This is a genomic window from Rhodococcus sp. P1Y, from assembly GCF_003641205.1.
In the GTDB taxonomy this organism is placed as follows: Bacteria; Actinomycetota; Actinomycetes; order Mycobacteriales; family Mycobacteriaceae; genus Rhodococcoides.
This window is the reverse complement of record NZ_CP032762.1, coordinates 2,344,348-2,366,844: the sequence shown is the minus strand read 5'-3', so window position 1 is coordinate 2,366,844 and position 22,497 is coordinate 2,344,348. Positions and strand designations below refer to the sequence as shown.

At 63.9% G+C, this 22,497-nt stretch carries 19 protein-coding genes, 1 tRNA gene and 1 pseudogene; 11 read left to right on the top strand and 10 right to left on the bottom strand.

All coding sequences use genetic code 11. The features are described from left to right. Positions 1 to 9: 9 nt before the first annotated feature. The 4 genes from D8W71_RS11125 to D8W71_RS11110 form a co-directional block, all read right to left on the bottom strand. The gene (locus D8W71_RS11125) at positions 10 to 912 is read right to left on the bottom strand and encodes a MazG family protein (protein WP_121113457.1); all 903 of its coding nucleotides are present in this window, start codon (positions 910 to 912) and stop codon (positions 10 to 12) included. Beyond that, the gene (gene mfd, locus D8W71_RS11120) at positions 912 to 4,550 is read right to left on the bottom strand and encodes a transcription-repair coupling factor (RefSeq protein ID WP_121113455.1); all 3,639 of its coding nucleotides are present in this window, start codon (positions 4,548 to 4,550) and stop codon (positions 912 to 914) included. The genes D8W71_RS11125 and mfd overlap by 1 nt, the downstream gene beginning before the upstream one ends. A gap of 110 nt (positions 4,551 to 4,660) precedes the next feature. After that, positions 4,661 to 5,299, bottom strand: a complete 639-nt coding sequence (locus D8W71_RS11115) for a ScbR family autoregulator-binding transcription factor (RefSeq protein ID WP_121113453.1) — start codon at positions 5,297 to 5,299, stop codon at positions 4,661 to 4,663. A gap of 190 nt (positions 5,300 to 5,489) precedes the next feature. Then, a complete protein-coding gene (locus tag D8W71_RS11110) occupies positions 5,490 to 6,116 on the bottom strand; it encodes a TetR/AcrR family transcriptional regulator (RefSeq protein WP_121113452.1) in 627 nt (208 codons plus the stop codon). Positions 6,117 to 6,346: 230 nt separating this feature from the next. Here D8W71_RS11110 and D8W71_RS11105 point away from each other — a divergent pair. The 6 genes from D8W71_RS11105 (at position 6,347) to D8W71_RS11080 (ending at position 11,589) form a co-directional block, all read left to right on the top strand. Beyond that, positions 6,347 to 6,417, top strand: a tRNA-Gln gene (locus D8W71_RS11105). A 55-nt stretch (positions 6,418 to 6,472) separates the two neighbouring features. Then, on the top strand, positions 6,473 to 7,957 hold the full coding sequence (gene glmU / locus D8W71_RS11100) for a bifunctional UDP-N-acetylglucosamine diphosphorylase/glucosamine-1-phosphate N-acetyltransferase GlmU (RefSeq protein WP_201265322.1): 1,485 nt from the start codon (positions 6,473 to 6,475) through the stop codon (positions 7,955 to 7,957). Beyond that, complete coding sequence (locus D8W71_RS11095; RefSeq protein WP_121113450.1) at positions 7,954 to 8,937, top strand: ribose-phosphate diphosphokinase; 984 nt, start codon at positions 7,954 to 7,956, stop codon at positions 8,935 to 8,937. Before glmU ends, D8W71_RS11095 begins: the two co-directional genes overlap by 4 nt. A 174-nt stretch (positions 8,938 to 9,111) precedes the next feature. Then, on the top strand, positions 9,112 to 9,750 hold the full coding sequence (locus D8W71_RS11090) for a hypothetical protein (protein WP_201265321.1): 639 nt from the start codon (positions 9,112 to 9,114) through the stop codon (positions 9,748 to 9,750). A 9-nt stretch (positions 9,751 to 9,759) separates the two neighbouring features. Continuing rightward, a complete protein-coding gene (locus tag D8W71_RS11085; protein ID WP_121118993.1) occupies positions 9,760 to 10,929 on the top strand; it encodes a sensor histidine kinase in 1,170 nt (389 codons plus the stop codon). Continuing rightward, complete coding sequence (locus D8W71_RS11080; protein WP_121113446.1) at positions 10,930 to 11,589, top strand: response regulator; 660 nt, start codon at positions 10,930 to 10,932, stop codon at positions 11,587 to 11,589. Here the strand turns inward: D8W71_RS11080 and D8W71_RS11075 are convergent. Continuing rightward, positions 11,559 to 12,557: a helix-turn-helix transcriptional regulator gene (locus D8W71_RS11075; protein WP_121113444.1), complete on the bottom strand. Its 999-nt coding sequence runs from the start codon at positions 12,555 to 12,557 to the stop codon at positions 11,559 to 11,561. The genes D8W71_RS11080 and D8W71_RS11075 overlap by 31 nt on opposite strands. 97 nt (positions 12,558 to 12,654) lie before the next feature. Here D8W71_RS11075 and D8W71_RS11070 point away from each other — a divergent pair, with 97 nt between their 5' ends. From D8W71_RS11070 to D8W71_RS11060, 3 genes are all read left to right on the top strand, one after another. Then, positions 12,655 to 13,050, top strand: a complete 396-nt coding sequence (locus tag D8W71_RS11070; protein ID WP_121118991.1) for a RidA family protein — start codon at positions 12,655 to 12,657, stop codon at positions 13,048 to 13,050. Between the two features lie 130 nt (positions 13,051 to 13,180). Continuing rightward, complete coding sequence (locus tag D8W71_RS11065) at positions 13,181 to 13,933, top strand: ABC transporter ATP-binding protein (protein WP_121113442.1); 753 nt, start codon at positions 13,181 to 13,183, stop codon at positions 13,931 to 13,933. After that, entirely contained in the window at positions 13,930 to 15,300 is a 1,371-nt protein-coding gene (locus D8W71_RS11060; protein ID WP_121113440.1) for an ABC transporter permease, read from the top strand. The genes D8W71_RS11065 and D8W71_RS11060 overlap by 4 nt, the downstream gene beginning before the upstream one ends. 55 nt (positions 15,301 to 15,355) lie before the next feature. On the opposite strand, the gene egtD is transcribed toward D8W71_RS11060, so the two are convergent. Genes egtD through egtA form a run of 4 tightly spaced genes read right to left on the bottom strand, consistent with a single transcriptional unit; the run spans position 15,356 to position 19,593 of the window. After that, entirely contained in the window at positions 15,356 to 16,324 is a 969-nt protein-coding gene (egtD, locus tag D8W71_RS11055; protein WP_121113438.1) for an L-histidine N(alpha)-methyltransferase, read from the bottom strand. An 11-nt stretch (positions 16,325 to 16,335) separates the two neighbouring features. After that, positions 16,336 to 17,070: an ergothioneine biosynthesis protein EgtC gene (gene egtC, locus D8W71_RS11050; protein WP_121118989.1), complete on the bottom strand. Its 735-nt coding sequence runs from the start codon at positions 17,068 to 17,070 to the stop codon at positions 16,336 to 16,338. Next, positions 17,063 to 18,427 (bottom strand): ergothioneine biosynthesis protein EgtB, encoded by a 1,365-nt coding sequence (gene egtB, locus D8W71_RS11045; protein WP_121113436.1) that lies wholly within the window; start codon positions 18,425 to 18,427, stop codon positions 17,063 to 17,065. The genes egtC and egtB overlap by 8 nt, the downstream gene beginning before the upstream one ends. Then, a complete protein-coding gene (gene egtA, locus D8W71_RS11040; protein ID WP_121113434.1) occupies positions 18,367 to 19,593 on the bottom strand; it encodes an ergothioneine biosynthesis glutamate--cysteine ligase EgtA in 1,227 nt (408 codons plus the stop codon). Before egtA ends, egtB begins: the two co-directional genes overlap by 61 nt. Before the next feature lie 139 nt (positions 19,594 to 19,732). On the opposite strand from egtA, the gene D8W71_RS27955 reads away from it, so the two are divergent. Continuing rightward, a complete protein-coding gene (locus D8W71_RS27955; protein WP_121113432.1) occupies positions 19,733 to 20,902 on the top strand; it encodes an aminotransferase class V-fold PLP-dependent enzyme in 1,170 nt (389 codons plus the stop codon). 49 nt (positions 20,903 to 20,951) lie between these two features. Here D8W71_RS27955 and D8W71_RS11030 read toward each other — a convergent pair. Further along, positions 20,952 to 21,773: pseudogene (locus tag D8W71_RS11030) on the bottom strand (DMT family transporter); the annotation flags it as partial. A 58-nt stretch (positions 21,774 to 21,831) separates the two neighbouring features. Between D8W71_RS11030 and D8W71_RS11025 the strand changes: the two are divergent. After that, positions 21,832 to 22,398 carry a TetR/AcrR family transcriptional regulator gene (locus tag D8W71_RS11025; RefSeq protein ID WP_121113428.1) on the top strand — a complete coding sequence of 189 codons (567 nt, stop codon included), beginning with the start codon at positions 21,832 to 21,834 and terminating at the stop codon, positions 22,396 to 22,398. The last annotated feature ends 99 nt before the right edge of the window (positions 22,399 to 22,497 follow it).

Here is a 22,497-nt window from a genome sequence, read left to right as displayed (position 1 = left end):
CCGCGAAAACTACCGCCGACCCCAGTTCTCGATCCACTCGATGGCAGTGAGATTCCCCGGCCGAGCCCCGTGCACGATGGCCGACTTCTCGGCTTCGCGGATGCGGCCGGCGAAGGACAGAACGTTGCGCCGCAACAGATCTTCCGCGCTCTCACCGCCGTGGCTGTGATCGACACCGATGTGAACGACCCGCAGGTCGTCGGGAACGAGCTCGTCGGGCAGCCCGGCCTTACTGGCGCGCGAGATCACCTTCTGCGTCAACGCCAGTGCCGGCTGCGCCAAGGCTATTCCGTCGAGGCAGGACCCTCGCGCCTTCTCCGACGCCTTCTTCTCTTCCCACGCTTTCTCTTGCGCCACAACATCGATCGGGCCGGTCGAACCGTCGCTGAGGTGCGGACTCCGATGGGTCAGTTTCGTGACCAAGCCGGCGGCGACACCGTCGATGTCGAAGGAATCCACGGGATAGTCCTGCGCAATCCGCGAGTGGAACAGCACCTGCAACAAGATGTCGCCGAGCTCCTCCTTCAGGTCGACGAGATTGCCGCTGTGGATGGCGTCGAGGAGCTCGTACGTTTCCTCCAACAGGTAGCCGCTCAAGGAGGCGTGCGTTTGCTCGCCCTCCCATCCGCCTCTGGTACGCAGCCGATCCATCAGCACCACTGCAGCGATCAGGTCGTCACCGGGCAATTTGGGCGACGAGATGACGCGCTCGCCTCGTCGAACACGTTCTTTCACGTCTGGATTCGATGGATCGGTACTGACCAGCACCTCGGTCGAACCATCGGTGCCCGAGAACAGCCACCGAGTCCGCACGGGAACCTCCTCGGTGAACTGCACTACACCACTGAGGAATTCGATCGCCTCGGCTGGCACCATTGTCGGCCGGACAGGATCGAGCAGCACAACCGTCATCACACCCCCACAGTCTGCTCCAACAACACCGAACGAGACGGCTTGCCGTCGAGCGACAGCATGAGGTCGGCGATGTACTGAATCAACTCCACATCGCGCACACGGGCAGCCCCGACGCCACCGCCTTCGACACGCGGGAGCGGCAGCTGAACCACTCCGGTGGTGGCACGGTAGGCCGCGTTCGGGTAGAGCCGCTTTAGCCGGATCTGCTTGGAATCGGGCAGATCCATCGGCGCGAGCTTGATCTGAGTACCCGAGACGTTGACGTCGGTGAGGCCGTACTCCTTCGCGATGAGTCGCAGTTTGGCCACCGACACGAGACGCCCGACTTCCTCCGGTAGCGGACCATAGCGGTCGACCATCTCGTCGATGACCGCGGTGATGCCATCCGAATCCACTGCGGCCGCCAGCTTCCGGTAGGCCTCGAGCCGCAGGCGATCACTGGTGACATAGTCCGGCGGGATGTGGGCGTCGACCGGCAGATCGATGCGGACCTCCTTGGGAGCCTCATCCGTCGTGATGGGCTTGCCGTCCATGACCGCTCGATACGCCTCGACTGCCTCGCCGACCAATCGAACGTACAGATCGAACCCGACGCCGGCCACGTGGCCGGACTGCTCGGCGCCGAGAACGTTACCAGCACCGCGGATTTCGAGGTCCTTCATTGCAACGGCCATACCTGCGCCCAGGTCGGAGTTCTGCGAAATGGTCGCGAGCCGGTCGTACGCCGTTTCGGTCAGCGGCTTCTCCGCGGGGTACAGGAAGTACGCGTACCCACGTTCGCGGCTACGTCCGACTCGCCCGCGCAACTGGTGCAGCTGCGACAGGCCGAGCGAATCGCTGCGTTCGACGATCAACGTGTTGGCGTTGGAGATGTCGAGACCGGTCTCGATGATGGTGGTGCACACCAGGACGTCGGTCTCCCGCTCCCAGAATCCCGACACCGTGCGTTCGAGGGTCTCCTCGTTCATCTGACCGTGCGCCGTGGCCACCCGAGCCTCGGGCACCAGATCACGAATCTTTTTGGCTGCCTTGTCGATCGAGCTGACCCGGTTGTGCACGAAGAAGACCTGGCCGTCCCGCAACAACTCACGTCGAATAGCGGCCGCGACCTGCTTGTCGTTGTACGCACCGACGTACGTCAGGACAGGGTGACGCTCCTCGGGCGGGGTGAGGATGGTGGAGAGCTCGCGGATACCGGCGAGGCTCATCTCCAACGTACGAGGAATTGGCGTCGCCGACATCGTCAGGACGTCGACGTGCGTACGAAGCGACTTGATGTGCTCCTTGTGCTCGACGCCGAAGCGCTGTTCCTCGTCGACGATGACAAGCCCGAGGTCTTTCCACGTCACACCGGTCTGCAACAGCCGGTGGGTGCCGACGACGATGTCGACGGTGCCGTCGGCGAGACCTGCCATGACCTGCTTCGAATCGGCGCCGTGCGTGAAGCGCGAGAGCCCCCTCACCGTGACCGGGAAGGACGCCATGCGAGCAGTGAACGTCTGCAGATGTTGTTGCGCCAGAAGGGTGGTCGGCACGAGCACTGCGACCTGCTTACCGTCTTGGACGGCCTTGAATGCGGCACGGACAGCGATCTCGGTCTTGCCGTAGCCCACGTCACCGAGGATGACTCGGTCCATCGGTACCGGTTTCTCCATGTCGGCCTTGACTTCGGTGATAGCCGTCATCTGGTCCATGGTCTCGGTGAATCCGAACGCGTCTTCCATCTCGAGCTGCCATGGGGTGTCCGGTGCGAACGCATGACCTGGCGCGGCCTGCCGTGCGGCATACAGCTGCACCAACTCGCCGGCGATCTCCCGAACAGCCTTGCGCGCTTTACGTTTGGTGTTCGCCCAATCGGATCCACCCAGTTTGCTCAGCGAGGGCAATTCTCCGCCGACGTAGCGGGAGAGCTGATCGAGCGAATCCATCGGCACGAACAAGCGGTCGCCCGGCTGCCCGCGCTTGCTCGGCGCGTACTCGATGACCAAGTACTCACGACGAGCACCGCCGACGGTGCGTTCGATCATCTCGACGAACCGACCGATCCCGTGTTGATCGTGCACGACGCTGTCGCCGGCGACCAACGCGAGCGGATCGACTTGATTGCGCCTCTTGGCGGGCAACTTTCGACCCTCGGTCGCCGACACTCGGTTGCCGGTGAGATCACTCTCGGTGACGACGACGAGCCCGGCGTCGCGCAGAATCAAACCCTCGTGCAGCGAACCGCACAGCACGCTGACGACGTCGGGGAGCGGCTCTGCCCCCGATTCGATATGTGTCGCAGGCACTTCGGCTTCACCGAGACGCTCGATGATCCTCGTCGCGGTTCCCGCTCCTGCAACTGCAATGACCGCACGGCCGCCGGTGGACACGTGGGCCCGCAGCATTGCGAAGACACCGGTCAACAATTCCTCGGAGCCCCGGACTTCCGGAACCGACTCGACCGCGAGTTCGACCTCGGTCTCGCTCCCCGAGGCGAGCGGACTGATGGTCCACCACGGCCTTCCCAGTGCCTGGGCCGATTCACGAATTTGACGCAGCGAACGATACGCAGACGCACCTAGATCCAGGCTTACTCCCCCGAGGCTGTCGGTGTTGACTGTCGCCGTGTCCAGAGGGGCGGCGCCGCCGACAGACGCAGCCGTCCACGACGCCTCGAGGAACTCTTGACCCGTACGCACCAAATCGGTTGCCCGCGTGCGGATTCGCTCCGGATCACAGAGCAGGACGTGAGCCCCGGCCGGAAGCACGTCAGCGAGCAACTGTAGCTCACCCGGCTGCAGCAGCGGAAGGAGCGCTTCCATGCCCTCCACCGGTATACCTGCCGACAGCTTGTCCAGCATTTCCACGAGCGCAGCGTCTGCCTGATTGTCGCCCGCGAGGATGGCGGCACGGTCGCGGACGGTCTGAGTAAGTATCAGTTCACGGCAGGGAGGTGCGATGACCGAAGTGATGTCGATGTCGGGGATCGATCGCTGATCGGACACCGAGAAGGCGCGGAGCTCAGTGACCTCGTCACCCCAGAACTCGACGCGGACCGGGTGATCGGCCGTCGGCGAGAAGATGTCGAGGATGCCGCCTCGGACGGCGAACTCGCCGCGCTTGCCGACCATGTCCACCCGCGTGTACGCAAGCTCGACGAGGCGATGGATCAAGCCGTCGAAATCGATCTCGACGCCCACCTTGAGCCCGATCGGCTCGATCTCACCGAGACCGGGCGCCATCGGCTGGACGAGCGAACGGACCGTGGTGACGATGACCTGAAGCGTCGGGCCGTAGTCCGTGTCGTCCGGCCGTGCGAGCCTTCGCAACACTTCCAACCGGCGGCCGACCGTGTCGGCGCTGGGCGAGAGGCGCTCGTGCGGAAGCGTCTCCCACGACGGAAACTGTACGACGGTATCGCCGAGTATCTGCTGCAACTCCGTGGTCAGGTCGTCGGCTTCGCGGCCCGTGGCTGTGACGACGAGAACCTGGGCGCGCTGCGCGATGGCCGCCGCGACGAATGGCCGGGATGAATTCGGTGCCACGAGGGTGCGCTCGGCGGCTCCAACAGCCTCCGTCACCGATGTCAGCGAAGAGTCCGACAGTGCTACGCGCGCAAGGCCCGACAGGTGAAGCGAGGAATCGGAAGACAACGGCGAGGCTCCTGAAAGAAATCGGCACGACTTATGCCCGGAAACTACCCGCAGACGCGGACCAGAAACCGGCGGTCGCGATCGATCCTATCCGGCTGCACCGACAAAGGTCAGTGGCGGATGACGCGCCGAGCGGCGAACTCGCGGAAGTACTCGACCTTGCCCGCGGTGACGAGCGAGGGCAGCAGGTAGTACCAGAGACGCTCCATGCGCGACGGCAACTCGTTGGTGGTGGCAGTTGCAACGGCAACCATGTGGACACCGGTGAGAATCTCGAGCACCAGTGAACCGATGATCGAGGGATCGGCGTCGGCAGCGAGGTCACCCTGTTTGATCGCCTTGGCCGCGAGCGAATTGAACGCTTCGCTCCACCCGGCCATGACGTTGCCCTGGGTGCCTCGGTAGTCGCCGATCTGGTGGCTCAACCGCAGCATCGCCGACACCATGGGGTCGCTGACCGACATGTCGACCACGATGTAGGAGATACCGATCGCAGCTTCGAGCGCCGGAATGCGTCCGTCGTTGAACTGCTGGCACGCAGCGGTGAGACGGGCGTTCCCCTCGTCGATGACCGCGCGAGCCAGTTCTTCCTTGGAGCCGAAGTGGAAGTACAAGGCGCCCTTGGTCACCTGAGACTGAGAAATGATCTCGCTGAGACTCGCGTTCGCATAACCGAGACGCAAGAACACGTTCGCGGCACCCGACAGCACGGTGTCGCGTGTGATTTCAGCGCGTGCCTGTCTGACCATTGGATCCGCCTTCGCAATACTGGACTGCCACTGCGCAAATTACGAGCGAACGGTACCACCCAGTGGCATTCACACCTCGGTCAACGTGCGCACGGTCCGAACAACTTCGGTAGGACCGTGTGAAGTAAGTCTCACAACAACAAACCAAACTCTACCCGCTCTTTCCCCAACAGGTGTGGAAATCGTCGGCTCATTCGCGACCCAATTGGGGCGCGGCCTCCAGATTGGTGAGTCCGTTCCAGCACAGGTTGACGACATGAGCTGCGACAACTTCCTTGGAAGGTTCTCGCACGTCCAGCCACCACTGCGCAGTCATGGACACCATCCCGACGAGCGCCTGCGCGTAGAGCGGTGCAAACCCTGCATCGAATCCTCGGCGGGTGAAGTCACCCGCCAGGATGTGCCCCACTTGCCCGACGGCCTCGTTGAGTAGCGACGAGTAGGTCCCGTCGGGAGCTGCCACGGGGGAATCGCGCACCAGGATGCGGAACCCGTCGGTCCGCTCCTCGACGTAGGTCAGCAGCGCCAGCGCGACCCTCTCGACCCGCACGCGCGAGCGATTCTGGGACAACGACGAGGTAATCATCTGCAGTAATGCCGACATCTCGCGGTCGACGATGACTGCGTAGAGGCCCTCTTTACCGCCGAAATGTTCGTAGACGACGGGCTTGGACACATTGGCCCGTCCGGCGATTTCCTCGACCGATGCTGCCTCGTACCCTCGTTCGGCGAAGAGCGATCGACCGACCTCGATGAGCTGTTCGCGGCGCTGCGTACCGGTCATACGAACGCGCGGCGCTCGCTCGGGCTCCGACATGGCGTACCTCCCACTGATCTCGCGTGCACCGCGGTCCTGCCTGCACTGCTGGGCGAACCCTCACGCGGTCCCCGACCGCCGAGCCTAATGGGACGAATGACACCGATCGGATGGAGCGGTTCGACCTACGGCCACATCTCATGCGAGACTCGTTGCGCTCGGTGGGAGAACCGTGGCCGTAGTCTTGTGTACCGAAGACTCGACCGTCGGTGAAACCGCTGGTCACACAATCCGCCGTGGTGTAATGGCAGCACCTCTGATTTTGGTTCAGATAGTTCAGGTTCGAGTCCTGGCGGCGGAGCGAGAGATTTCTGCCTTGAAGTAGTAGTCACGCGAATGTCGCCCGAGGAGCTCAGTTGCCGTTGCACACCGCCGTGGTCGTTCTCGCAGCCGGGGCAGGTACCCGGATGAGATCGAAGACCCCGAAGGTTCTGCATCCTCTCGCCGGGCGCACGATGCTCGCCCACGCCCTCCACGCAGCTGCCGATCTGGGACCCGACCACCTCGTCACCGTCGTCGGACACGATCGTGAACGCGTCACCGAAGCGATTGCCGAACTGAGCGTCGAACTCGGACGAACCATCACCACGGCCGTCCAGAACGAACAGCTCGGAACCGGCCACGCGGTTCAGTGCGGACTGGCCGCACTTCCCGACGACTTCGACGGCACCATCCTGGTCACGGCTGCCGACGTACCGCTGCTCGACGGCCACACGCTCAAAGCACTGCTCGACGAGCACCTCAGTGCACCGTTACCCGCGGCCGCCACCGTCCTCACCTTCGTTCCCGACGATGCCAACGGATACGGGCGCATCGTGCGAACCGAGGACGATCAGGTCGCCGAAATCGTCGAGCACGCAGACGCCAGCCCAGAGCAAATCCTGATCGACGAGGTGAACTCCGGCGTGTATGCCTTCGACGCGGAGGCCCTCCGGTCGGCGCTCGGCAAGCTCAGCACCGCAAATGCACAGCACGAGCTGTATCTGACCGACGTCGTCAAGATCAGCAAGTCCAGCGGTCTGCCCGTGTACGGCACGCAGCTCGCCGATCCCGATCTGGTGATCGGCGTCAACGACCGCGTCCAGCTCGCACACGTCACCGGAGTGCTCAACCGCCACATCGTGGAAAAGCACATGCGCGCCGGAGTCACCGTCGTCGATCCGGCGACCACGTGGATCGACGTCGACGTCACGCTCGGTTCCGACGTCCGCCTCGAGCCGAGCGTGCAGCTCCTCGGCAGCACGCACATCGGTGAGGACGCAGTCGTCGGACCCGACACGACCCTGCGGGACACCATCGTCGGAGAACGCGCATCCGTCGTACGTACCCAGAGCGAGAAGTCCACCATCGGGCCCGGCGCTACCGTCGGGCCTTTCGCATATCTTCGTCCAGGTTCGGACATCGGCGTCAGCGCCAAGGTCGGAACGTTCGTGGAAACCAAGAACTCCACCATCGGCGATCACTCGAAGGTCCCGCACCTGACGTATGTCGGGGACGCAACCATCGGTGAGCACTCCAATATCGGAGCGTCGAGCGTGTTCGTCAATTACGACGGCGTCAGCAAGAGCCGAACCGTGGTCGGATCCCATGTTCGAACCGGATCGGACAACATGTTCGTCGCGCCGGTCCGTGTGGGCGACGGCGCATACACCGGAGCAGGCACCGTGCTCCGCAACGATGTACCACCGGGGACGCTGGCCGTCTCCGCTGGTTCCCAGCGCAACATCGAAGGCTGGGTGGAGAAGAAACGTCCGGGCACGGCAGCAGCGGAAGCTGCGGCACGTGCTCAGGCAGCCGAGTCGGCACACGCGCACGAATCAAAGGACGGCGAACAGCAGTGACCACCCCGAACTGGATCGACAACCAGAAGAACCTCATGCTCTTCTCGGGTCGAGCGCACCCCGAACTCGCCGAGCAGGTGGCGAAGGAACTGGGTATCGAGGTAACCCCGCAGACCGCACGTGACTTCGCCAACGGAGAGATCTTCGTTCGCTTCGAGGAGTCGGTTCGAGGATCCGACGCATTCGTGCTGCAGAGTCACCCGTTCCCGCTCAACACCTGGCTGATGGAACAGCTCATCATGATCGACGCGCTCAAGCGCGGGTCGGCCAAGCGCATCACCGCGATCCTGCCGTTCTACCCGTATGCACGCCAGGACAAGAAGCACCGCGGACGCGAACCCATCTCGGCCCGCCTCGTCGCCGACTTGCTCAAGACCGCAGGTGCCGACCGCATCATCACCGTCGACCTGCACACCGATCAGATCCAGGGCTTCTTCGACGGCCCAGTCGATCACATGCACGCGCACAGCCAGCTCGCCGAACATATCCGCGGCAAGTACAGCCTCGAACACATCACGGTTGTCTCCCCCGACTCGGGGCGTGTGCGTGTCGCCGAGAAGTGGGCCGACAGCTTCGGCGGTGCACCGCTGGCCTTCATTCACAAGACGCGCGATCCACTGGTGCCCAACCAGGTCAAGTCCAACCGCGTCGTCGGCGATGTCGAGGGCCGCACCTGCATCCTGATCGACGACATGATCGACACGGGCGGCACCATCGCAGGCGCCGTCAAGGTCCTCAAGGAGGCGGGCGCCGGAGACGTCGTCATCGCCGCCACCCACGGCGTGCTCTCCGACCCTGCAGCCGACCGGCTCGCGAACTGCGGTGCCAAGGAAGTCGTCGTCACCAACACGCTGCCCATCACCGACGAGAAGCGCTTCGACACGCTCACCGAGCTGTCCATCGCACCGCTCCTCGCCCGCACCATCCGCGAGGTCTTCGAAAACGGTTCGGTGACAAGCCTGTTCAACGGTTCAGCGTAGGTCACTCCGCAGGCTCCGCTCCCGCGGCTCTGCATAGGTCACTCCGCAGGCTCCACTCCCGCTCCGCCACATCTTCCCGACGCAATGAGTTCGGTCACTATCACGACCGTAGAACGCAGCTCGTCGGGGAGGGGTGTGCGGAGCGGGTTGCGTTGTAACCTAAGATGACTCGTCGTGATCGACGCACAAACTATGGACAGTCCTGCCACTACTTCTACCGTCCGTATCGCACGTTGGACCCCTGGTGGGTGCGTCTGGTGCGGGAGCACCGACTCGATCGAGACTTATCGCAACGAGCCGCGCTGCGGCTTGTGCCGCGAGAAGGAAGCCGTCATCGACGAGGCCAAGCACTTCATCGGGATGTACGGATTGCGCCCACTCGGCGGAACCCTTGCGTCCGACGACGAGGAAGAGCGCGAGTACCGCGTGACCGCTCGTGACGCCCGCGAGGTCCTGAACCGCATCCGCCTCGAAAAATTGCCCGACCCGGCCGTCGTCCGCAAAGCATTGCGCCCCAGGGCTGCTGCTGCAGTAGCCGCACCCGCGACTCCGCGCCCGGCCAGCGCGTCGGCTCCGGCAAAGGCCGCACCGACGAAGAAGTCGCAGGCGGGTGTCACCGGGATCGACGCCATCGAACTGCAGTCGCGGGTGGAAAAGCTTCTCGGCCAGCTCACCGCCGTCGACGAACAGATCTCGGCTCTCGACGGCGCACAGGGCCTTCCCGCGCGTGCCCGACTGAAGGACCTCGACAAGCAGCGCACGACGGTCCTCTCCACCCTTGCGGCTCTCGAGAAGGCGCGTCGCCGGCAGTAACCTGGTGTGGTGGCATGGAAGCGACTCACCTCACGTCAGGCGGTCGACACCGCCTATGCGGTCGTCTTCGTGCTGGTTCTGTTCCAAGCCACCGTTCGCGGCGTGTCCGGATCACCTGGTCTCGCCATCCTTGCCGGGTTCGGCCTTGCCCTCGCGATCCGGCGTCGATCGCCACGGCTGTCGCTCGCGCTGGCCTGGGCCCTGGCCGTCGTGCAGATGGCCGGCTCGGTACTCGTACTGTCCAGCAACGTCGCAGTCTTCGGCATCCTGTATTGCTCGGCTGCATACGGCGATCGACTGCTTCGACGGCTCGGTCTCGCATCCGCGGTCGTCGGCGGAATCGTGGCGGCGTGGTATCTCACCTACGTCAGCCATGACCCGTTCGTCAGCGGCGACGAAGCCGTCGGGAACCTGCAGCAGTTCGTCATCGTCCTTGCCGCCCTGTGGGCGGTTCTCGGATTGTCGTGGGCACTCGGTCGTCTCTCCTACGCCAGACGCAGTGCCATCGAGGCGGCGCACGCGCAGGAGCTCGCCGAATTGGAGCAAGCGCGAGCGCAGAACGACATCGCAATCGAGCAGGAACGCAACAGAATTGCCCGCGACATGCACGACATCGTCGCGCATTCCCTCGCGGTGGTGATCGCACAGGCAGACGGTGCCCGGTACGTCCGCGCGGTCGATCCCGAAGCCGTGGACACAGCGCTCACGACGATTTCGGCCACGGCCCGAGATGCGCTCGGCGACGTACGAATACTTCTCGCGCAGCTGCGTCACAGCGAAGACGATCTCCCGACGCCTGCGCTGACCGACATCGGCCGCTTGCTCGACCGCATGCGCGCCGCCGGCCTCCGCATCGACGCCTCCCTGTCCGACGCTCCGGTGACCATCGGCGCCGCGGCTCAGCTCGCGCTCTATCGCATCGCGCAAGAGTCGTTGACCAACGCGTTGCGTCACGGCGACACCGAGCGACCGGTCTCCTTCACCGTCGAAACCGATTCCACCGGCGTCGAATTGATCGTCGTCAATTCGCTGACCACGTCGAGTCATACAGAGCACCACGGTCACGGCGTCGTCGGGATGCGTGAGCGGGCGGCACTGTCCGGCGGCGTGTGCACTGCAGGCGCCGCCGACGGTCGATGGACCGTCCGAGTTCGGATTCCAGCAACGAAGGGAACGTAAGTGAACGAGACCCCCATCCGGGTGGCACTTGTCGACGACCAACAGTTGTTCCGAGCGGGAATCCGAATGCTGATCTCCTCGCAACCCGATCTCGAGTTCGTCGGCGAAGCGGGCGACGGCGCCGCCGGTGTGGAGCTGGTTGCGCGCGAGCATCCGGACGTCGTGTTGATGGACATCCGGATGCCCGAGGTCGACGGCATCACCGCGACGGCTCGCATCGTCGACGAGATGCCGTCGCCGCCCAAGATCTTGGTGCTGACCACATTCGATCTCGACGAAAGTGCAGCGCGGGCGATCCGGGCAGGTGCCAGCGGCTTCGTACTGAAGGACGCCGACCCCGAGTTCCTCCTCGCCGCGATACGCACTGTTCACGCCGGAAATTCGGTGATCGCGGCGTCGGCGACAACAGCGTTGCTTGCGCACTTCACCGAGACACCTGCCGAACCCCACGCTCCGGCAACATTTTCCCGCCTGACCTCTCGCGAGAACGAAATCTTCCTACTTGCCGCACGAGGGCTCAGCAATTCCGAGATAGCGGCACAGGAGTTCCTCAGCGAAGCGACCGTCAAGACCCATATCAGTCGAATTTTCACCAAGCTCGATCTGCGTGATCGGGTGCAGCTGGTGGTCTACGCGTTCGAGCATGGGTTGGTGCGCTGAACAGGGCATTCGTACAGCGCGATCAGGGCAGCGGCACGGTCGTGCAACGCGGACCGCAATGATCGAGGGCCGAGAGCTTCGGCGTCGATGCCGAGTTGCCACACTGCCCACTCAGCATGCCTGGCGTCCTGGAACGTCACCTCGAGACGAAGCCACCCGTCTGCGTCGGCGATCTCGGTGAGAACCGCCAATGCAGTACCGACCAGTTCCTCGCGCCGCTTCGGGTTCAGCCGAACCTGCACCAGGACTTGCGAATCGCCTGCTCGAAAACGAGCACTACGCTCATGCCACAGTCGTTCGAGTTGAACTCGATCCGGTCGCTCTGCCGGTTCGGTCAGCGACTCGGTGTCGGCGATCCGGGACAGTCGATACGTGCGATCCTCACCATCGCGCATCGCCAGGAGGTACGCCCGTCCGCGAACCGTGACCAATCCGACTGGATCGATAGTTCGCCATTGTGGCTCTCGGCCTGCCGGCGTGTAGAGGATGCGAAGCTTGCGGCCGTCCAACACTGCGCGACGAACGTTCCGCATCACCGAGGCCGGTACGTCCTCTGTGGTTGATCGACGCGCCAGCAAGTCCGCTTCGGGTTCTATGAGAAAACGCGACGCCGCATCGTTCGCGGTGACTCTACTGCCGTCGGGAAGCGCGTCCATGACTTTGCGCAGAGCCGAGGCCAATGCAGAACCGAGACCGAATACCTGCTCACCTGCCCCCGCTGCCGCCACCAACGCCAGCGCCTCGTCGTGATTGAGCCCGGTCAGTTCGGTTCGGAAGCCCGGTAACAGTGCGAAACCGCCGTGACGGCCGCGCTCCGCGTAGACCGGAACGCCCGCCGACGACAACGCCTCGATATCGCGGACGACCGTTCGCGTGGACACCTCGAGTTCCTCAGCCAGGACTTCGGCCGTGGTCAATCCGCGCTGGCGCAGCAGAAGTACCAGCGAGACCAGCCTGTCGGCGCGCATATCCGTAACGCTATCCGAATACATGACAGGAGATGTCGTCTTTACCTGTGAGGCTCACCGAGTACTCGACACACGACGAAAGCGGAGCACCATGGCTATCGAACGAACAGCAGTGAACCCCGTGACCTGGTCTCAGGAACTGGGCTTCAATCAAGGCGAGGTGGTGTCCGGGCACACCCGAACCCTGTACATCTCCGGTCAGACCTCGACGAGCGACGCCGGCTCGCCCGTGCACGGCGACGACATCTCCGCTCAGCTCGCGCGCAGTATCGACAACCTCGAAGCCGTTCTCGCCGCGGCGGGTATGTCGCTGGCGAATCTTGTCAGGCTGAACGTCTACACCACCGACGTCGACGCGTTGTTTCCCCACTACGGCGTGCTGGCATCACGGCTGGGCGCCGCCGAAGTTGCACCCACCACCACCATGCTCGGGGTGACGAGACTCGCAATTGCGGGCCAACTCGTCGAATTGGAGGGAACGGCCGTCGGGTAAGGCCTCGCCTGTGAGTGGAAAGTCCGCCCAGACCCGGACTTTCCACTCACGAGAAGTCATCCTCGAGGTGTACACGGACGAGACTCCAGCCTGATTCTTCTGCGGCCTAACGCTCATAGCGTCTACAGACATGACCAACACACCTCCCCCAGTTGCCCGTGTGCACCGGGTACGCAAGAGCTACGGCGATACCTCGAACATCGTTCACGCTCTCGACGACGTCTCGCTGGACGTGCGCCGCGGCGAGTTCACCGCGATCATGGGCCCGTCCGGTTCCGGCAAATCCACCCTCATGCACGTCATGGCCGGTCTGGATTCGGTCACCTCGGGCCAGGTCACGCTCGCCGACACCGACATCACGGCCCTGGGTGACGACGCCTTGACCGAACTTCGGCGACGGCAGATCGGATTCATCTTCCAGGCGTTCAATCTTGTTCCGACGCTCGATGTTCGGTCCAATATTCTGCTCCCGTTCGAACTGGACGGGCGCCCGCCGACGGATCTGGAGTCTGCGTGGGTGGAACAGTTGATTTCCACGCTCGGCCTCGGCGGACGCGTGAACCACCTCCCGCACCAGCTGTCGGGCGGGCAGCAGCAGAGGGTTGCGATCGCCCGGGCACTCGGTTCGCGGCCGCACCTGATCTTCGCCGACGAACCCACCGGAAACCTCGATTCCAGAACGGGCCGCGAAGTTCTCGCACTTCTCGCTGCAGCCGTTCGAGAGTACGGCCAGTCGATCGTCATGGTCACCCACGATCCAGTGGCTGCCAGCTATGCGGACCGCATCGTCTTCCTGGCCGACGGCCACATCGTCGACGAACGACGCCGGTCGACCCCGGAACAGATCTCCGGTTACATGCTCGCCATGGAGCAGGTCGCATGAGCGCCCTCACCGCATCTCGGCGCAGTGAACACGGTGCGAGCATCCTGGTGACGGCATTGGCGTCGTTCTTCGGAGTGGTGCTGATCCAGGCGACGGCCTTCCTGCTCGACATCTTCGGCGACGACGGCCAAGGTGCTGTTGCCGTTGCGCTGTACTGCGTCGCGATGGTGTTCATCCTGCTCGCGTTGTACGTCGCCTCGGTCGTCACCGCTAACACCTTCGGAACCATCGTCGCGGGGCGAACGAAAACAATTGCGCTGCTGCGACTTCTGGGGGCCTCGGGACGTGAGCTGCGAAAGTCCGTGGCCCGCGAGGGCCTCACGGTCGGATTGTTCGGCGCTGCGGTGGGACTCGTGGTCGGCATAGCACTGAGCCATCTCGCGCGCGCACTCGCAGTATCGGCAGGCAAGCTCCCCGAGGTCGCTTATACGACGGTTCAACCGCTGGTCGCGCTGCCTGTCGTGATCGTCGTCGGGACCACGTGGGCGGCGTCGCACATCGGTGCGCGCAGGGTACTCGAGGTGACGCCGATCCAGGGCGCCGGCGCCGCGATACAAGCCCCCGACAGTGTTCGTCAACGGAGAACTACGATGGCCGTGGTGCTGATCTCCTCGGGCACGGCGCTTCTCGGGCTCGGGGTGATCGTCGGATCCGTGACTCCCGCGGGCGTTCTCGTGGCGTTCGTCGGCGGTGCGGTGTCGTTCACCGGAATCATGGTGGGAGCACACCGGATCGTGCCGTGGACTCTCCGCGTCGTCGGTCGAGCGTTCGGTTCCGGTCCTTCGGCCCGACTGGCTGCCGCGAACTCGACCAGATACCCCGAGCGCAGCACACGAACCGCTCTCGGCCTGCTCATCGGCGTGACACTCGTCGTGACGTTCGCGGTCGCGATGTACAGCTACCGAGCCATGCTGCAGAACGAGTTCAGCGAAGAGTCTCTCGATCAGGTCTTGACGGTGACGGTTGGAATCATGACGGGGCTGATCGGCTTCTCCGGTGTCATCGCGGCAGTCGGCATGGTCAACAACCTCTCGCTGAGCATCATCCAACGCACACGCGAACTCGGGTTGTTGCGTGCATTGGGCTTCACTCGCAAACAGATTCGGGGAATGATCGTGTCCGAAAGCGCTCAGATGGTGATCGCATCGATGGGATTCGGGCTGCTACTCGGCATCGTCTACGGCTGGGCCGCCGCACAGTCGTTGCTGGGTTCGATTGCGCAGTCGGGGTTTCAGCCTCCGACTCTGCCGTGGGCAATCATCGTCGGCACCGTTCTGTGCGCCGCACTCCTTGCCCTCATCGCGTCGCTGGTCCCCTCACGCCGGGCCAACGCCATCTCCCCGGTAGTTGCGCTGAGTGCGACTTGATCGCCCGTGCGTGCGTAGTTACGGCAGAACGTAATTACGCACGCACGGGTTGTACCTATCGGCGAGCAAGAATCAGCGCGAATCTCTCCTCCGGATCGGTCCAGAACTCGTCGACGCGAAAGCCTGCGTCGGCGAGTTCGCGGGCGATGCCGTCACGTCGGAACTTCGCCGAGATCTCGGTACGGAGTTCTTCGCCCTCGTCGAACGACACATCGAGATCGAGATCGGCGATATGGACCTGCTGCGGAATGGTGGCGCGCAGGCGCATCTCGATCCACTCCTCCTCGGCGTTCCACAGCGCAACGTGCTCGAACTTCTGAGCGTCGAAATCGGCACCGAGCCTTCCGTTGAGCACAGAGAGCACGTTCGCGTTGAACTTCGCCGTGACACCCGCCGCATCGTCGTAGGCGGGGACCACGACGCTTTCGTCGACGACCAATCCGACACCCAGCAGCAGAAACTCACCCTCGACCAAAGCTTCCGCGACGTCGGCGAGGAACACGGCACGCTCGTCGGGAATCAGGTTTCCGAGAGTCCCGCCGAGGAAGGCGATGGTGCGACTGCCGTCGGCGGGTAAATTCTGGAGCGTGTCGGTGAAATCGCTGACAATTCCTTGCACTTCGAGTGATGGGAACTCGTGCGAGATCTGTGCGATCGCCCCTTCGAGGGCCGACGGCGACACGTCCTGCGGCACGTACTTGTGCAGCGACCCGTATTTGGTTCCGGCTTCCAGCAGCAAACGTGTTTTTTCCGAAGAGCCCGAGCCTAGTTCGACGAGGATGGCCGCGTCGGTACGTTCGGCGATGTCGAGCGCGTGGGCCTCGATGAGCGCCCGCTCGGTTCTCGTCGGGTAGTACTCGGGCAGTTCGGTGATCTGCTCGAACAGTTCACTACCCGTCGCGTCGTAGAACCATTTGGGCGAGAGCCACTTCGGCGTCGCCGTCAATCCTTGCCGGACATCCGACCGTAAATCCTCCAGCAACTTCTCCGGCGAAATGTGAACGTCCAATGCGATGTCGGACACGTGTGTCTCCCTTAATCGAGGTCGGTGATGTCGACGTGCCCGGGGCTCGCGACTACGAATTTTCGGTCCGATACCGCAACCCATGCGGGATCGTCATCGAGCGGTTCGGACGCAACGAGTACCGAATCGTCCGTCTTCAGAACGGAAAGCGAGTGATACAGCGTTGTCGCGTACAGCGTCGTGCCGTCGCCGAGCAGGAGGTTCAGACGCGGGCCGGGCGACGATTCTTCGACACGAGCGACGAGCATGCGCAGAGCCTTTTCCGGTTCGTGCTCAGTGAGTAGATGCTGCAACACCACCCACAAGGCCGCGGAATCAGTCGGCGCTTGTAACGCCAGCAGGTTCTTGGTCGGAACCTCGGAAGCTACATCGACGAGAGCGTCCGGCCATCCGAACACGACGCCGTTGTGACTGAAGGCCCAGGTGCCATCGGTGAACGGCGCACACGCACTGCGTTCGACCGGCATGCCTACCGTCGCCGAGCGAACGGCAGCCACGACAGCCGTCGACCGGGCGCCCGTCAGCACCTCGTCGACTGCAGGATCCGACCAGATCGGCATCGAGTTGCGGTAGCTCACCGCACTACCGCCATCCCACCACGCCGCACCGAATCCGTCGGCGTTGATGGTGCCCCCGCCGCGCATCTCCTTCGGCGCCCACGATTGCACGCGCAGAGAGTTGGCACCTCTGGTAAGCACGTCACCGACACTGCGCGACGGGCCGAGATAGCCGAGATGCCTACACATCTGCCACGTCTCGGGCACATCTGAAGCCGGCGAAGATCTGCCGACGAATGGGGTGATCCCAGTTGCGGAACGTGCCGCGGCACGCAACCTCGTCGGTTCCGAACGAGCCGCCGCGCAATACCTGGTAGTCACCACGCAGAAAGACCTCGGAGTACTCGGCATACGGAAACGCCTCGAACCCCGGGTACGGCCCGAAATCCGAGGACGTCCACTCCCAGACATCACCGATCAACTGCTGAACCCCCTGCGGCGACGCGCCTGCCGGGTAGGCACCGACGTCGGCGGGCTCGAGGTGACGCTGACCGAGATTGGCGTGCCTTTCGGTGGGCTCGGAATCGCCCCACGGGTACTTGCGAACAGTGCCCGTGGACGGATCGAATCGCGCGGCCTTCTCCCATTCCGCCTCAGTGGGAAGGCGTTTGCCCGCCCACTTCGCGTAGGCCTCGGCTTCGAAGAAACAGACGTGCACGACGGGCTGGTTCGGTCTGATCGGTTCGGTAACCCCGAAAGCCCGACGCCACCAGCTCCCGTCGACGTCGCGATCCCAGAACTGTGGCGCCCGAAGACCTTCGGCGGTGCGGTGTGCCCAGCCGCGTTCACTCCAGAACTCCGGGCGGTCGTAACCGTCGGCGTCGATGAACTGCTGGTACTGACCGTTGGTGACGGGTGCGATGTCGATGGCGAAGGTCGGAACGTACGCCGGGTGGGCAGGGCGTTCGTTGTCGAGAGCCCACGGGTCGAGCGTGGTTCCCATCGAGAACTCACCGCCCTCGATGACGGCCTCACCCTCGGCGGCCACGCTGGGCCCAGGCGGTCGCGGCGCATGAAGAACCGCAGGGCCGGTACGTAATTGGTGGGTGGCGAGCATCGTCTCGTCGTGCTGCTGCTCATGCTGCGCAACCATTCCGAATGCGAAACCGTCGCGTTCGAGCCTACGACCGTCGAGCGGACTCGAGCTGAGGATGTCCCAGACCTTGTCGCGCACGGTCGACACGTAGTCGCGCGCCTCGTCGGGGGTCAGCAGCGGCAAGGACCGCCTGCTCGACCGAGAGTGCTTGAAGGCGTCGTACAGCTCGTCGATGTCTTGACGCACGGGTTCGCGGCCACCGACGTCCCGAACCAGCCAGAATTCTTCCTGGTTGCCGATGTGCGCGAGGTCCCAGACGAGCGGGCTCATCAACGGTGAGTGCTGTGCGGTGAGATCGGTGTCGTCGACGCTCTCAGTGAGGACCGCACTTCGGGCTCGACTGCGGGTGAGAACGGATTCGACCTTTTTTCTGAGTTCTTCGGTGCTGGTCACGCCGGCTCCTTCTCGGTCGACTCGACCGCGGCTGTGGGTGGTTCTGCTCTGCGACATCGGTCTGCGGCCTGCGCCAATTCGTCCGCGTGGTCGAGCGACGTGGACGCGGCGAGATGCAGCAACTCTTCGGCGGTGGACCGAAAGTCGCTGTCGGCCAGACCGTCACGTGCGGCGTCGATCCATCGGCCGCTCGTGCTCTGCGCGATTGCCGACGCCTGTGCGGTGGTCAGCGGGTCGGCGAGCAACGCGTCGAACGCCGCTGTGGGTACGACCCACTGTCCATCGGGTTGAGCGTCGAGATAACGAATCTCGAGATGCCCGCACGCCCGTACATGGGGGAACAACGTGGTCAGGTGATACTCGAGATCTGCTGTCGTGGCGGGGCGGCCGACGACGGCGTCGTCGTCGAGCCAGTCCGCGAACGTCGTTCCTGGTGGAGCCTCCCAGTTGTCACCATCACGGCGAATACACAGCAGCGGCACGTCGAGGGCCCACCGCGCGTAGTCGGAGATCGGATCGCCCGTGTTCGGGACTTCCGTTCGGCTGCCGTCCAATTCGAGCCAGGTCCGCATGCGCTGTGACGCCCATGCGCCCTCAGGTGCTCCGCGCAGCGTCGGCGAGCAGGCGAAGGCTGCCACGAACGCCGGGCCGACGGCGTGGAGCATGTCCCACCGCCTGGCCACCTCGGCTCGGTCTCGGCCGGCATCGACGCTGACCTGGTCGGACGCGGTGTTGCACATCATCAACTTGCCGAACGGCCCGATGGCGGTGAAGCGGTTTTCCATTGCGCAATAACGCGGCAAGACCAGCAGCCGTTGCGGGTCCCGCTCGCGGTCGGCCGGAGCGGACAGCAGTCCGATGCGGGCCGCGGCCATCAACTGCGTCAGGGCTCGGGCGTCCGCGTCGACTGCTCGCTGGAGTTCCGGCACCGAGGCGAAGGGGGCACTGGATATTTCGATTTGGCCGCCCGGTTCGATCGTGACGGCACTTCCGCCCGGTAGCGACAGGGCGGGTGAGCTGGGGGCGATGCTTTTCGGGGCGTACTCACCGAGCGCGACGGCAACGCTGTCGAGTGAAGGCCTGTCACCGTTCTCGGTGTGCGTCAGCCATTCCAACTCGGCTCCGATGAGTTGCGGCGGCCCGAGCTTGAAACACACCTTCGACACAAATGCCTCGGCGGCTGGGCGTGAGCTCAGCTCCAAGGACTTCTCGTTGGACGACACAGTTGCCTCCTCAGGTCTCGGCCACGCGTACCCGGGCTGGTTCGCGCCGAAACGGTCTGCCTATGACAGCCTTGCTATCGACAGTAACCAGTAGTCCAACACAGCGCACCGACAAATTTCTTCCAAGGAAGGCGCCGACATGTTCGACCTCGACCGAGTCCGCCGCGATACCCCAGCCGCAACCGCGACTGTGTTCCTCGACAGCGCGGGATCCTCGCTCCCACCGGATCCCGTCGTCGACACCGCCGTCGCGCATTTGCGTCGGGAATCGGTCGTCGGTGGATACCGCGCTGCGAACGAGCGGATGGCCGATCTCGCTGCCGTCAAGAGCTCGATCGCGAGATTGGTCGGGGCACAGGCGTCGGACATTGCTTTGAGCGACAGCGCAACTCGATCGTGGAGCGACTTCTTCTATTCCCTCCCGTTGGCCGCAGGCGACCGCATCCTGCTGTCCGAGGTCGAATATGCGTCCAACGCAATCGCGGCGTTGCAACGAGCCGCTGCCGTCGGAGCCGTCGTGGAATTCGTACCGAGCGACCCCTCGGGGCAGATCGACCTGCACGCGCTCGACGAGATGCTCGACGACCGCGTCCGAATTGTCTCACTTGTCCACGCCCCCACCAACGGTGGGCTGATCAACCCGGCACGAGAAGTGGCGGAACTCGCGCACCGATACGGCGCCTTGGTACTGCTCGACGCGTGCCAATCGATCGGACAGATACGTGTCGATGTGAGCGAACTCGGTGTCGACGCCCTGAGCGCAACGGGCAGGAAGTGGTTGCGCGGACCACGGGGAACCGGTTTTCTGTACCTGCGCCCGGAGTTGGCCGCGACGCTCGAGCCACCCGCGCTCGATCTGCACAGTGCACAGTGGGTCGGCGAGAAGGAGTTCCAACTCGCGGCCGACGTGACGCGGTTCGAGTTCTGGGAATGCGACGTCGCTGCCCGTCTTGCGCTCGGCACAGCCGTCGACTATCTCCTGGATATCGGAATCGACGCCGTCGAAGACGCCGTGCGCGAGAGGTCCGAGTATCTGCGGACTGCGTTACGCGGCGTCGACGGGGTGACCGTGCACGATCTGGGTGCGCGCAAAAGCGGCATCGTGTCCTTCACCGTCGACGGCATGCTCCCCACCGACGTGCGCGACGCCTTGGCCGAGAAGGACATCACCGTCACCGTCAGTCATCGCCGTTCGACACTGAAGGATATGAACCGGCGTGGGCTCGACTCGGTGATCCGGGCGTCTCCGCACTACTTCGTGACGTTCGAGCAGCTGGATCTGATGGTCGCCGCGCTCCGCGCCCTGTGAGCGAAAATACATAGCGAGATATGTATTTCCATTCGCATACGGCGGCCAGGGTGACGGCAAGACCGAGCACGGCCAGCCAGGTGACGGGCTCGCCGAACTTCAACAACGCCCACACCATCGTCGTTGCGGGTGTCAGATACAGAAGCGCGCTGACGCGCGTGGCCCCGCTGCGCCGCAGCACGAACATGTAGGTCCCGTACGCGCCGAACGTTGAAAGCCCGATCACCCACGCGACCGCGGTCCAGAACGCCGTCGTCATCGGCGGCCGGACGTCCCCTGCGATCAGAGACCAGCCCGTGAACAGAATTGCCGACACGACGCTCTGGATGCACAACGCGAGCGCGATCGGCTCCGTCGTGCGCAGCTTCCGTTCGAGGACAGTGCCCGAGGACAGTGCCACCATGCCTGCGAGCGGCAGCAGATAGGCAGCCCACGAGGCAGACCCTCCGCCCATGTCCCCCGACACCACGATCACGACGCCCGCGAAGCCGACGGCGAGAGCAACCCTCTTCCCTGCGTCGAACTTCTCGCCCAGGAAGCGACTGGCCAACGCGGCGACGACGAGGGGCTGCATCGCCGCGATCAATGCCGCTGTTCCCGGCGAGACCCCCAGTCCGACTCCGGTGATGAGAAGCCCGAGGTACAGGAACTGACAGAAGAATCCGAGCACCGCCTGTCGCTTGATCCCGGCAATTGTCGGACGCAAGCCGCGGTACCAGCACCAGGCGATCAAGATCATCGACGCGGCGAGATATCGCCAGGCCAGCAACGTGTGCGCAGGCGCTTGCGCGGTTCCCAGTTCGGCGCCGATGAATCCCGAGCTCCACAGGACGACGAGAGCTACGGCTGCGACGGTGTCGGTGCGCTTCATGACGAAGACGTAACCATACAGGTCTGTATACTCGCAGTAGACCTGTGATCGGAGACACATGAAAACACTGACACCCGCCGGCGAACGTCTACTGACCGTGGCGAGCGCACTGTTCTACGAGCGCGGCATCCGAGCAGTCGGCGTCGACCTCATCGCCGAGGAAGCAGGAACGACCAAGAAGACCTTGTACGACCGCTTCGGATCGAAGGACGGCCTGGTCGTCTGCTACCTGGAACGTCGGTACGAGCGGTGGTGCGCCTTCGTCCTCGCGCATCTCGAGGGTTACCCAGCGGGTCGCGGACGGATCTTCGGCGTCTACGACGCACTGGAAGCCTGGATGCGCGCAAACGACCGCGGCTGCGGTTTCGTCAACGCCTACGCCGAATTCGGCGGGACCGACCATCCTGCGCTGGAGATCATCCGCTCCGAGAAGGAGTGGACTCGAGCTCTGTTCGTCAGGCTGGTCGCGGAAGCGGGTCTCGGGGATGCCGACGATGGGGATGCTGACGAACTCGGGACGAAACTGTCCCTGATCCACGAGGGAGCCGTGATCATGAGCACCGCCGGAGACCGCGCCGACGCGATCGACATGGCTCGGTCGATCGCTCGGACCCTGGTGGTGTAAAGTCTTGCGGGTTGTCTCGGCGAGGGTAGATCTGCACAGGATTTACCGTGATCGACGCGGCTCGGCCCCTGGCCTTGCTCGTACGTGTCCGCCCCGACG